This is a genomic window from Brucella pituitosa (assembly GCF_965577835.1).
GTDB classification, from domain to species: Bacteria; Pseudomonadota; Alphaproteobacteria; order Rhizobiales; family Rhizobiaceae; genus Brucella; species Brucella pituitosa.
Map to the genome: position 1 here is coordinate 251,843 of NZ_OZ264092.1, position 12,327 is coordinate 264,169.

A 12,327-nucleotide genomic window follows, 5' to 3' on the forward strand; every position below is an offset into this window, starting at 1 on the left:
AAATGCTTGAATCATTTTTTGGGACAGGGATACGTGTTGAATTTAGAGCGCATCCCGAAAAGTATGAAACGGTTTTCGGATAAGATGCGCGTTAAAACAGATATTTAGAGCGCCGATCACTTTCAATCAGATCGAAAAGCGCTCTAAAACTTATTTCTTATCGATCGTGGCCTTGATGATCTTGTCAGGATTTTCTACCGAACCATTGTCGGATTCACTACCCTTTTTGATCTTATCAACCACGTCCATACCACTGACAACCTTGCCAACAACAGTGTACTGGCCGTTCAGGAATGAACCTTCGTTGAACATGATGAAGAACTGCGAGTTGGCGGAATTCGGGTCCTGGCTGCGCGCCATACCAACCGTGCCACGCACAAATGGTTCCTTTGAGAATTCAGCCGGAATGTTCGGCAGTTCAGAACCACCGGTGCCAACGCGCGATGCATTGAAGCCCTTGTCGACGTTACCGAACTTCACATCACCGGTCTGAGCCATGAAACCAGGAATAACACGGTGGAATGCAACGCCATCGTAAGCGCCTTCCTTCACCAGCTTTTCAATCTGTGCGACATGCTTTGGCGCAAGATTTGGGCTCAGCTCAATAGCGACATTGCCATCTTTGAGCTGCAGATTGAGGGTGTCGGCAGCAAAGGCCGCACCTTGAGAAAGCGCAACAATAGCAGTTGCGGCGAAAGCCGAACGGATGAATGACATAATCGAGAAACTCCCTGAATCAGGATTTGAATTTTGCTTCCAGTGCTGTGGCTACCGCGACTGGAACGAAGGGCTTTATGTCGCCTCCCATAGAGGCAATCTGACGAACCAATGTGGCAGTAATCGTGCGCACGGCTGGATCGGCAGGCAGAAAAACAGTCTGGAGTTCCGGTGCCATTGTGCCATTCATGCCAGCCATCTGCATCTCATAATCGAGATCGGTGCCGTCGCGTAATCCACGAACCATGAGCTGCGCGCCATGTTTACGTGCGGCATCGATCACCAGATTGTCGAAGGAGATCACAGATAGTCGATTGGCATCCTCACCCAGAATAGGCTTGGCGCTCGCACCGATAAGCTCGACGCGTTCCTCAAAACTAAACAGTGGTTTTTTGCCCGGATGCACACCAATGGCGACAATAACCCTGTCCGCAAGGCGCAGCGCACCTTTCAGCACATCTATATGGCCATTGGTCACCGGGTCGAAGGAGCCAGCATAAATCGCGATCGTCATTTCTTCCAGCTAGCCTTTTCTCGTCAGATTTTCAACAACAACCACAATTGGAAAGAAATCAGAAACCAAGAAAACAGATGAATGCAATATGAACAACGATTTCACGACAAGTTCACAACCGATTTACCAGGATAGGCGCAAGTTTGGTGCAACCTTTTCGCTTCTCAAGCGTATCTATAACGAAAGGATACCGCGATGATGATATTTCTTCTGGCATTATCCATGATGGTAGCGATGGCTGCATCGGCGATTGTATTGCTTCTGGAAGAGAACGAAGCGAAGCGCCAACGCGTACGTCCCGCCGCTTTTAATCTGAGCACCATGCGTAAGCTCAGATCGCATTAAGTTCCGTTTTGAGTTTCCTGAGATCGCCAGTTCCCTCCAGTCCTGGCATCTGAAAAAAGGCCGATGTTGAACCATCGGCCTTTTTATTTAATTCAAGGATCACCCGATACTGTAAGCACCGGGCTCTCGCTTATTCCTCACTCGGGGCTACAGGCGTTTCACCTTCAGAGGCAGAATCACCAGCCTCCGCAGCACCATTTTCTTCGTCGCTTTCCGTTTCTGAAATGCGTTCGACCGAGACGACCTTCTCGCCGTCAGCCGTGTTGAAGATTGTGACACCCTTGGTCGAGCGTCCAGCGATACGAATGCCGCCAACCGGCACGCGGATCAACTGACCACCATCGGAAACCAGCAGGATCTGGTCACTTGCTTCAACCGGGAACAGAGCAACCAGCTTGCCAATTTCGTCGGTTTTCGAGGTATCAGTTGCACGGATACCCTTACCACCACGGCCGGAAACACGGAACTCATAAGACGAGGAACGCTTGCCGTAACCATACTCACTGACCGTGAGAACGGTTTCTTCGCGTGCCTTCAGTTCCTGATAAAGCTCTTCGGAAAGATCGGCTTCCACCGCAACTTCTTCACCGACAACAACGATATCATCTGCGTCGTCAGCACCCTGCGCACGGCGTTCGGCAATCGAACGCTTGAGATAGGCAGAACGGGTCGATGCATCCGCATCCACATGATGCAGGATCGCCATCGAAATGACCTTGTCGCCATCCGCCAGATTGATACCGCGAACACCGATCGAATTACGGCCTGCAAAGACGCGAACATCGGTAACAGGGAAGCGAATACACTGGCCACCGGCACAGGTCAGTAGAACGTCATCGAATTCGGTACATGTATCAACCGAGAGGATTTCATCGCCTTCTTCTTCCAGCTTCATCGCGATCTTACCGTTACGGTTGACCTGAACGAAGTCGGAAAGCTTGTTACGGCGAACCGTACCGCGCGTCGTCGAGAACATGACGTCGAGGTTTGCCCAGGATTCTTCATCCTCCGGCAATGGCATGATCGTAGTGATGCGCTCGCCCTGCTGCAATGGCAGCATGTTGATGAGCGCCTTGCCGCGCGACTGCGGATTACCCACCGGCAGACGCCAGACTTTTTCCTTATAGACGATACCGCGCGAGGAGAAGAACAGCACCGGCGTATGTGTATTGGCGACGAACAGACGGGTTACGAAATCCTCGTCCTTCGTTGCCATGCCGGAGCGACCCTTGCCGCCACGACGCTGCGCACGATAGGTCGCCAGCGGCACACGCTTGATATAACCGGCATGGCTGACGGTGACGACCATATCTTCGCGGGCGATGAGGTCTTCATCATCCATTTCAGCGCCGCCAAGACCAAACTCGGTGCGACGCGGCGTGGCGAACTCGTCACGTACGGCAATCATCTCTTCTTTGACGATTGTCATGACGCGAATGCGCGAGCCAAGAATATCCAGATAGTCACGGATTTCTTCGCCGATCTTGTTCAACTCGTCCGCAACTTCGTCGCGGCCAAGTGCTGTCAGGCGCTGCAGACGCAGATCAAGAATGGCACGTGCCTGCTCTTCCGAGAGGTTATACGTGTTGTCTGCATTGATCGCGTGACGCGGGTCGTCAATAAGACGGATCAACGGCGCAACGTCGGCTGCAGGCCAGCGACGTTCCATCAACTGCTCACGAGCGGTCGCCGGATCCGGCGCACGACGAATGAGAGCGATAATCTCGTCAATATTGGCGACTGCAATAGCCAGACCAACCAAGACATGTGCACGATCACGTGCCTTGTTGAGCAGGAATTTCGTGCGACGCGTAACAACTTCCTCGCGGAAGGCGACGAAAGCACGCAGCATATCGAGAAGATTGAGCTGCTCCGGCTTGCCACCATTCAGCGCCACCATGTTGCAGCCAAACGAGGTTTGCAACGGCGTATAGCGGTAAAGCTGATTCAGTACGACATCGGCAACAGCATCGCGCTTGAGCTCGACCACAACGCGATAGCCTTCGCGGTCAGATTCGTCGCGCAGATCGGAAATGCCTTCAATACGCTTGTCGCGTACCAGTTCGGCCATTTTCTCGATCATCGAAGCTTTGTTCACCTGATAAGGAATCTCGGTGATGATAATAGCTTCACGGTCGCCACGCATCGGTTCAATCGCTACGCGACCACGCATGATCACCGAGCCACGACCCGTAGTGTAGGCAGAATTGATGCCAGCGCGTCCGAGGATGATACCGCCGGTCGGGAAATCCGGACCGGGGATGATCTCCATCATTTCTTCCAGCTCAATAGCCGGATTTTCGATGAGCGCTACGCAACCATCAATGACTTCGCCGAGATTATGCGGTGGAATGTTGGTCGCCATACCGACCGCAATACCACCCGAACCATTGACGAGCAGATTCGGAAAGCGCGCAGGCAGAACCATAGGTTCACGCTCGCGGCCATCATAGTTGTCCTGAAAATCAACCGTATCCTTGTCGATATCCGACAGAAGGGATTCGGTGACTTTTTCCAGACGGCATTCGGTATAACGCATCGCCGCTGGCGGATCGCCATCGATGGAACCGAAATTGCCCTGCCCGTCCACAAGTGGATCACGCAGCGAGAAGTCCTGCGCCATACGCACGAGGGCGTCGTAAATAGATGCGTCGCCATGCGGATGGTACTTACCCATCACTTCACCGATCACACCTGCCGATTTACGGTAGGGACGATTGTAAGCGAGGTTCATCTCGTTCATGGCATGGAGAATACGCCGGTGCACAGGCTTGAGGCCGTCACGCACGTCAGGCAGAGCGCGACTCACGATAACGCTCATTGCGTAATCGAGATAGGAGCGCTGCATCTCCTCAATAATGGAAATTGGTTCGATACCTGTAGGGCCGCTCGGGCCACCATTCATATCGTCGGAACCAGGTGGAGGCGTTTGATCTGACACTATTCAGATATCTTTCTCAACAGAATCGATAAAGTCACTTTATAAAGTAAAACGGTACAAAACGCCAATTTCACGACCATTTCAACCAGCTTATTTCCTTTATTAAATCAACAGCTTAAAAGATATTCACATAAAGATCGCGCAATGATGTTGCCGCAAAGCGTGCTTTCCGTCGACCATGCACCTCTCATCGGCTACAATCCGTTTCACAATTGAAACAAAGAATACCAACAAAAGGGGCGAGTTTAGCATGGGGTTCTACGATACGGTTTTCAGCGCCTTCGTCACCCTCCTCGTCACCATTGATCCGCCCGGTCTTGCGCCGCTATTCTTGGCCCTCACACCCGGCATGGACCGCAGCCATCGCAGTCAGGTTGCCCTGCGCGCGTCCATCATCGGTTTCATTGTCATGGCGCTGTTTGCTATTGCGGGCGCACAGATACTGGGCATGTTCGGCATCAGCATTGGTGCTTTCCGCGTTGCGGGTGGCTTGTTGCTGTTCTGGATCGCTTTCGAAATGATTTTCGAAAAACGAACCGAGCGTAAGGAAAAGAGCGCCGAGGTTGCCATCACCAAGGATCATATCCGTAATATCGCCGCCTTCCCGCTCGCCATTCCGCTGATCGCAGGTCCGGGTGCTATTTCGGCTATCGTGCTGACATCAGATTCGTTTGACGGCATCGGTCCCCGTGCCGCCCTTCTCGGCGTCATAGCCGTCTGTTTGCTGATTACCTATTTCGTGTTGCTGCTCGCAGAACGCGTCGACCGGTTTCTTGGCGAAACCGGCCGTTCTATTCTGACCCGCCTTCTCGGCGTCATTCTGGCTGCACTTGCGGTTCAGTTCGTTGCAGATGGCGTCAAGACACTCATCAGCGGCTAAGCTGATTTCTGCGCCTTCTTGCCAATCATCGCATGACGAAGCTTGGACGAGAACCAGTCGATAACGGCGACCGCCACGAGGATCATGAGGATCAGGAAAGAAACGTCCTGAAGGTTCAGAACCTTGATCTGTTCCGCCAGATGCGCACCGATGCCGCCTGCGCCGACAATACCGATGATCGTCGCAGAACGGGTGTTTGACTCGAAGAAGTAAAGCACCTGACTGCCCATGAGCGGCAGAACCTGCGGCAGCACGCCAAAGCGATAGCCGTGCAGCCTACCGCCACCCGACGAGACCACCCCCTCGACCGGCTTCTTATCGGCGCCTTCAATGGCTTCCGAGAACAGTTTGCCGAATGCGCCGAAATCCGAGCAGGCAATTGCGAGAATACCGGCGAATGGTCCGAGTCCCACCACCGATACCCAGATCAGCGCCCAGATCAGCGTATCGACGCCACGAATGGTATCGAGGAAGCGACGGATGCCGAAATGCATGAAGACGTTGGGAATGATGTTCTTCGCCGCCAGAAAACCGAATGGAAAGGCAAGGATCGCCGCCAGCAATGTGCCAAGATAGGCGATTGCCAGCGTTTCCATCATCGACCAGAGATAGAGGCTGAAACGACCGCCGGACGATGGCGGCATCATCATCAAGGCGAAGTCACCGAGACGACCAAGGCCGTTAAGGATACGCAGCAACGAGAAATCGAGCCAATAGAAAGCGAACCAGACCGAAGCAACCAATGCTACGGTTAAAATCGCCAGATTACGCCACGCGCGCGCGTTTCCAAACAATTCGGCATGTTCTGCCCGAAGTTCCTTTTCATGCGCATGCGCCTCACGGGAGAGACTTTGTGCAATATCGGTCATAATTCTCTCTTTTGTTTGAGCATGATCTTTTCCGAAAACCGGTTCCCACTTTTCGGGATCACGTTCCTCAACCAATACGGCCCAGAAGCGCGTGGCGAATACGCTGCGTAATGAGATCGATGGCAACAATGGTCACGATAATCAGAAGCAGGATGGCGCTGACATCGCTGTAGTAAAACTGGCGGATCGATGTGAGCAATTCCTGCCCGATACCACCTGCCCCGACAAAACCCATGACCGAAGCACCGCGCACGTTGATTTCAAAGCGTAGCAGGCCATAGGAAGCAAAATTCGCGGCCACCTGTGGAAGCACGGCAAAGCGGATGACCTGAAAACCGGAACCACCCGATGCACGAATGCCTTCCACCGGGCGCATATCGATATTCTCAACAACTTCGGAGAACAGCTTGCCCAGTGCACCCGTTGTGTGAAGCATCAGCGCCAGCACACCGGCCATCGGCCCAAGACCGAAAGCGATGACAAACAAAAGCGCGAATACGATTTCGGGAACCGTACGCAGCAGCTCCAATCCACGACGAACAACGAAACGCACCGTCGAATTGGGGGCCATATTGGATGACGCCGCAAATGACGCGGCAAAGGCGATGATGCCGCCGATCAAGGTTGCCAGATAGGCAATGAGCAGCGTCTCAAACAGCATCTTGAGCCAACCGCCAAGGTTCCAGTACCAGGCAGCGAGATCGCCCCAGAAATTGGCAATGGTCAAATCCGGCAGAATGCGACCAAGATAGCTTGTAAAGCGAAAGAGATTTTCGACCAGAGTGCCCGGCCGAACATCGGCAACGACGGAGGCAGCAATGGCGACGACGACGAGCGCAAGGAGGAGCGCGATACCGTAGAGACGCCGTTTGCCGACTTCTCTCCGATAATCGGCAAGCAGGCTTTTTGCTCCGTTGCCGTCGAGTGAGGATACCGTCATGCGAGATTCCCTAACAAAAATGCCCGAAGCTTTTGCGGCTTCGGGCACTTCAATTGTTCTACGGATTAGGACTTGCGAGCCTTGTCGTTGAACTTGAGCATCTCGATGATTGGCTCATATTCCTTGGCTTCGGTCGCCACGAATTCCTGATCCTTGCCGTCGGAAAGGGCATCAAACCCAGCCTTGTCCTTCTTCGGCATGTCGAGGAAAGCCTGCTTGATGTCGGCCTTCAGCTGGTCTGGCAAAGTGCTGAGAACAGCGAACGGACCTTCAGGAAGGAAGTCCGACTTGAAGATGACGCGGAAATCATCCTTCGTCATTGCCTTGCCGTTTGCGTCTTTCAAAACGCCACGGCTGACCATGCGGGTCAGGTTGGAATCGTCTTCCGAATTCCACGAATTTGCTGCTGCATCTGCTGTGCCCTGTGCGAGAGCGAGAACTGCATTTTCATGGCTGCCAGCGAAGAAGTTTTTACCGAAGAACGTATCGACGCTATAGCCTTCGCGGTTGAGGAAGAAGCGCGGTGCATTGTTGCCCGAGGTTGAGTTTGGATCAACCAGAGCAATCGCTTTGCCCTTCAGGTCATCCATCGTCTTGTATGGGCTGTCATTGAGCACATAAACAACCGAATAGTAACCGTTGACGCCGGTGTTGTGGCGCTGATTGACAAGCGGCGTGGTTTCAACGCCGGTCATGACCGCGCGGGCATAAGAAGCCGGGCCATAGAATGCGATCTGGATGTTGCCAGCGCGCTGGCCTTCGATAACGGCGGCATAGTCATTAGCAACGCGCAGCGTGACCTTCGTGCCGAGTTCCTTGCCGAGATAGGCAGCCAGAGGCGCATAACGGTCGGAAGTGGTCGAAGCATTTTCCGCCGGGATCACACCCAGAACGATTTCCGGATAATCCTTGCTCCAGTCTGCAGCCTGCGCAGTGGAAGCCATCATTGGCATGGTCAGCGTAGCGGTGAGCGCAGCAGCCGCCAGAAAGTTTCTACGGTTAAGCATAGTTATCTCCTGTTAATCCCTGATTTTGGAGCGTAATTTTTCCGGAGCGTTGCGTGCTCAGGCGGAAAGCTGGCGCAGAACGGCTTCTGCCGACTGCGGAACTGGCATTGGCATTGTTTCAGCCTGTCCATCGGCATCGATGACTTCGTCGGCTTCCATGCCGTAAAGGTCGCGTGATGCCATATCTGTCAGCATCGACGGTGTGCCGCGGAATACGATCTTGCCTGCAGACATGCCGACGAGGCGGTCGCAATAGCTGCGTGCGATATCGAGCGAGTGCAGATTGCAGAGAACCGTGATGCCATATTCGCGATTGATGCGACGCAGAGCGTCCATGACGCTGCGGGTATTGCGCGGATCGAGCGATGCAATCGGCTCGTCGGCAAGAATAATGCGTGGCTGCTGCACGAGAGCACGGGCAATGGCCACACGCTGCTGCTGGCCACCCGAAAGTTCATCGGCGCGGTGCGCCGCAAGATGCGCAATATCGAACTGCTGCAAAGCGGAAAGAGCGATCAGGCGTTCTTCGTCGCTCCAGATACGCAGGAGCGATTTGGGCGTCGAAACATAGTTCAGGCGCCCCATCAAAACATTGGTCAGAACATCAAGACGATCGACCAGATTGAAATGCTGGAAAATCATCGCGCATTGTGCGCGCCAATCACGCAATCCCGAACCCTTGAGCCCGGTAACGTCGCGACCATCCCAATAAATTGTTCCCTCTGAAGGTTCAACCAGGCGATTGATCATACGCAGCAGCGTCGACTTGCCTGCGCCCGAACGCCCGATAATTCCCACAAACGAGCCCGGCTCGATTTCGAGATCAACCCCCGAAACCGCCACCTTATCATTATAGCGGCGCGTTACGTTTTTTAGTTGAAGCATGAATTCATCTCCATTCATGCTCACTATTGATCCGTTCAATGACACTGCAATGAACGGACCATGACGTTTGTGTAAACTTACATTCCGCTTTAAGTTCTTAATTTAGGCGATTGTTTTAATGCTCATTTCCTGCAGGTGACGCAGGAAGGCATCTGTGGAAGCAGCGACTTCACCCGAATTGTCTATTATGACAACATCGTCAGCCCTGTCATCGAAACTCACTTCGCGCTTAAGTCGCAAAGCGATTTCTTCTCGACTTTCACGTCCACGCGATGCAAGCCGCTCTGCAAGTACTTCCGGCCTTGCCGAGATGACAACCACGGACCGTTCCGAATAAAGCCTGCGGATATCGCCAAGCACGCGCCGTGAGACATTGGCAATCACGACGATACCGTCGGCGATTTCATCATCAAGCGATTTCGGCAATCCATAGTTCAGTCCATGAGCCTGCCAGTGCAGGGCGAAAGCACCCTCGCCTGCGGCTTTCGTAAATGCTGTTTCATCCAGACTGTCATGATCTTCCGTGCCCGGCATTTGCGGGCGTGTGATGATCCGGCGTACAAAATGAAACCGCGTGTCGCCCGCAAGAGCTACACGCGCTGCATCCATAATCGTGTCCTTGCCGGCCCCACTGGGACCGACAACGGCAACGAAACAACCCTTGAACTCATTTGCAGCCTGCATCACAAAACACGCTCACCTTCGCGCCAGACAGTGCGCACAACCGGAATTGCACCTTTCGGGCGCACCCGAACCAGATCGGCGCGTTTGCCAATGGCGATCTCGCCGCGATCATCCATAGCCATGGCGTCGGCAGGGTTCTTGGTCACAAGGCGGACAGCCTGTGGCAGAGCAATCGGACGCTCGCCCGAAGCAAGACCGAAAGCCGACTGAATAAGGCTGAATGGAATATAATCCGAAGACAGGATGTCGAGACTGCCATTATCGACAAGATCGCGTGCAGCGATATTGCCGGAATGCGAGCCGCCGCGAACGATGTTTGGCGCGCCCATCAGGATCGACAATCCGGCTCCCTTGGAGGCATTTGCTGCTTCCATAGTGGTCGGGAATTCGGCAATCCGCACACCATGATCAAGCGATTCATCGACGTGATTACTCGTCGCGTCGTCATGACTCGCCAAAACGATACCGCGATGAGCCGACAAATCGGCTATCGCGCGACGATGTTTGGCCGAATAGGCGTCCGAATCCGCCATACGTTTCTCACAATGCACCCGGAACTCCTCATCCGTGAGCTTCATCTTGCGCATGTAATAAGTGCGATAGGTCTCAAGATCAACGAATTGACGCTGCCCCGGTGCATGATCCATCAGCGAAGCGAGTTTTACGCGGTCATCGCCCGCGAAAAGCTCAAATGTTTCAAGGCAATCTGCTGAGGAAACTTCACAGCGCAGATGCAAAAAATGGTCTGCACGCAGCCGGTTTTCGCGGACACCGCTTTCGATGGCATCCGCAAGCATCCGCATATCCTTGCCAACGAAGTCGCGGTCATAGTCAGAGCCGACGCGCATCGCATCGAAAACCGTTGTGATACCGGATGCTGCGACCTGCGCATCATGCGCCTGAACTGCGGCATCGACATTCCAGCGCACTTTCGGACGCGGCGCGTAATGGCTTTCCAGCTGGTCGGTGTGCAACTCGATGAGGCCCGGAATGACATAATCGCCATCCATGTCATCGCCGCCATTGGCATAGCCTTGATCGATGGCTGCAATTTTGCCATCGCGGATCAGGATAGAACCGGAAACAATCTCATCCGCGAGCACGATCTGTGCATTTTTCAGAACGATTTCATTAGCCATTGGATAGCTCTTTCATGACCGCATTCGTATTTGCGGCCGTTTCATATTTCGAGAGGAAAGCTTCGATATCGAGCGCACGGAAATCATCGAGCGCTTCGCGCAGACGCTCATGGCTCCAGTCCCACCAGGACAGCCGGTCCAGACGACTGCCGGTCGCAGCGTCAAAACGTTCGCGAATGAGACGCGCAGGCACACCGCCAACAATCGTATAGGGTGCAACGTCCTTGCTCACGACCGCACCGGCACCGACAACCGCACCATTGCCAACGCTCACACCCGGCAAAATTGTGGAGCCATGGCCGAGCCATGTGTCGTGACCGATTTTCACGGCATTGCCACGACGCCAATCAAAGAACTCCGTCTCATCCTTTTCTTCCGGCCAGTAATCACCGGCGCGATAGGTAAAATGATGCAGGGTCGGACGCCATGTCGGATGGTTGGTGGCGTTGATACGCACATGGCTGGCGATATTGGAAAACTTGCCAATTTCCGCGCACCATATTTCGCAATCGACGCCGAGATAGGAATAATCATTGAGCACGGTTTCCGAAACACGGCTGCGCTCGCCGATCTCCGTATAGCGACCGAGTGTGCAACCACTGACGATAGCGGTTTCATGCACCAGTGGCTCCAGCGAGAGCTTGGTCATGCAGCGGCCCTCGGAGAAAAAGCCGTCACGTCGATAATCCGGTCCGCAACCTCCGTACGCACATCTTCATCGTGGAAGATGCCGAGCATGGCGACGCCCTGCTCCTTCTTGGTCTTGATGAGATCAACCACGACAGCCCGGTTCTTCGCATCGAGCGAAGCGGTCGGCTCATCAAGCAGCAACACCGGATGATCCGTGATGAAACCGCGCGCGATGTTCACGCGCTGCTGTTCGCCGCCGGAGAAGGTTGCAGGCGGCAAGGCCCACAGCCGTTCCGGCAGGTTGAGCTGTGACAGAAGCTCGCGAGCGCGGTTCAGCGCCACTTCGCGATCAACGCCACGCGCAACCAGAGGCTCGGCAACCACATCGATTGCTGCGACGCGCGGCAATGTGCGCAGAAACTGGCTGACATAGCCAATCGTATCGCGACGCACTGCCAGCACTTCACGCGGATCGGCCGTTGCCAGATCCACCATACGGTCTTCGTGACGAATGAGGATCGAGCCTGCATTCACCGCATAGTTTCCGTAGACCATCTTGAGAATGGAGCTTTTACCGGCACCCGAAGGTCCACCAAGCACAGCGCATTCGCCAGATTCAAGAGCGAAATCCACACCGCTTACGACCGGCAGCTGAATACCGCCCTGCAAGTGCATCGTGAATGTCTTCGCGAGGCCCGACACGGCCAGCGGAGAGGATGTTTTAACTTGTGTCATTTCTCACCTCGCGCATGAAGTTTCGCTAATTTACGAACAAC

At 54.1% G+C, this 12,327-nt stretch carries 13 protein-coding genes; 2 read left to right on the plus strand and 11 right to left on the minus strand.

Annotated features, from left to right (window positions below; genetic code table 11):
* Positions 1-150: 150 nt before the first annotated feature.
* A complete protein-coding gene (locus ACSME1_RS01190; protein ID WP_105705915.1) occupies positions 151-717 on the minus strand; it encodes a peptidylprolyl isomerase in 567 nt (188 codons plus the stop codon).
* A gap of 19 nt (positions 718-736) precedes the next feature.
* Positions 737-1,231 (minus strand): pantetheine-phosphate adenylyltransferase, encoded by a 495-nt coding sequence (gene coaD / locus ACSME1_RS01195; RefSeq protein WP_105705913.1) that lies wholly within the window; start codon positions 1,229-1,231, stop codon positions 737-739.
* Positions 1,232-1,426: 195 nt separating this feature from the next.
* Between coaD and ACSME1_RS01200 the strand changes: the two genes are divergently transcribed.
* Positions 1,427-1,576 carry a hypothetical protein gene (locus ACSME1_RS01200; protein ID WP_164844637.1) on the plus strand — a complete coding sequence of 50 codons (150 nt, stop codon included), beginning with the start codon at positions 1,427-1,429 and terminating at the stop codon, positions 1,574-1,576.
* Between the two features lie 130 nt (positions 1,577-1,706).
* Here the strand turns inward: ACSME1_RS01200 and gyrA are convergent, their stop codons facing one another.
* Positions 1,707-4,481: a DNA gyrase subunit A gene (gene gyrA / locus ACSME1_RS01205; protein WP_105706061.1), complete on the minus strand. Its 2,775-nt coding sequence runs from the start codon at positions 4,479-4,481 to the stop codon at positions 1,707-1,709.
* A 286-nt stretch (positions 4,482-4,767) separates the two neighbouring features.
* On the opposite strand from gyrA, the gene ACSME1_RS01210 reads away from it, so the two are divergent.
* Positions 4,768-5,397 carry a MarC family protein gene (locus ACSME1_RS01210; protein ID WP_024897151.1) on the plus strand — a complete coding sequence of 210 codons (630 nt, stop codon included), beginning with the start codon at positions 4,768-4,770 and terminating at the stop codon, positions 5,395-5,397.
* Here ACSME1_RS01210 and phnE (ACSME1_RS01215) read toward each other — a convergent pair.
* The 8 genes from phnE (ACSME1_RS01215) to phnL form a co-directional block, all read right to left on the minus strand.
* Positions 5,394-6,266: a phosphonate ABC transporter, permease protein PhnE gene (phnE, locus tag ACSME1_RS01215; RefSeq protein ID WP_024897150.1), complete on the minus strand. Its 873-nt coding sequence runs from the start codon at positions 6,264-6,266 to the stop codon at positions 5,394-5,396. The two genes, ACSME1_RS01210 and phnE (ACSME1_RS01215), sit on opposite strands and share 4 nt — an antisense overlap.
* Before the next feature lie 67 nt (positions 6,267-6,333).
* Positions 6,334-7,206, minus strand: coding sequence for a phosphonate ABC transporter, permease protein PhnE (gene phnE / locus ACSME1_RS01220; protein WP_024897149.1), 873 nt, complete (start codon positions 7,204-7,206; stop codon positions 6,334-6,336).
* 65 nt (positions 7,207-7,271) lie between these two features.
* Positions 7,272-8,213, minus strand: a complete 942-nt coding sequence (gene phnD / locus ACSME1_RS01225) for a phosphonate ABC transporter substrate-binding protein (protein ID WP_024897148.1) — start codon at positions 8,211-8,213, stop codon at positions 7,272-7,274.
* Positions 8,214-8,270: 57 nt separating this feature from the next.
* Positions 8,271-9,098 carry a phosphonate ABC transporter ATP-binding protein gene (gene phnC / locus ACSME1_RS01230; protein ID WP_105705911.1) on the minus strand — a complete coding sequence of 276 codons (828 nt, stop codon included), beginning with the start codon at positions 9,096-9,098 and terminating at the stop codon, positions 8,271-8,273.
* Between the two features lie 102 nt (positions 9,099-9,200).
* The gene (gene phnN, locus ACSME1_RS01235; protein ID WP_105705909.1) at positions 9,201-9,782 is read right to left on the minus strand and encodes a phosphonate metabolism protein/1,5-bisphosphokinase (PRPP-forming) PhnN; all 582 of its coding nucleotides are present in this window, start codon (positions 9,780-9,782) and stop codon (positions 9,201-9,203) included.
* The gene (locus ACSME1_RS01240; RefSeq protein ID WP_105705908.1) at positions 9,782-10,921 is read right to left on the minus strand and encodes an alpha-D-ribose 1-methylphosphonate 5-triphosphate diphosphatase; all 1,140 of its coding nucleotides are present in this window, start codon (positions 10,919-10,921) and stop codon (positions 9,782-9,784) included. The genes phnN and ACSME1_RS01240 overlap by 1 nt, the downstream gene beginning before the upstream one ends.
* Complete coding sequence (locus tag ACSME1_RS01245) at positions 10,914-11,570, minus strand: DapH/DapD/GlmU-related protein (RefSeq protein ID WP_105705906.1); 657 nt, start codon at positions 11,568-11,570, stop codon at positions 10,914-10,916. Before ACSME1_RS01245 ends, ACSME1_RS01240 begins: the two co-directional genes overlap by 8 nt.
* Positions 11,567-12,286: a phosphonate C-P lyase system protein PhnL gene (gene phnL / locus ACSME1_RS01250; RefSeq protein ID WP_435654932.1), complete on the minus strand. Its 720-nt coding sequence runs from the start codon at positions 12,284-12,286 to the stop codon at positions 11,567-11,569. The genes ACSME1_RS01245 and phnL overlap by 4 nt, the downstream gene beginning before the upstream one ends.
* Positions 12,287-12,327 lie beyond the last annotated feature (41 nt).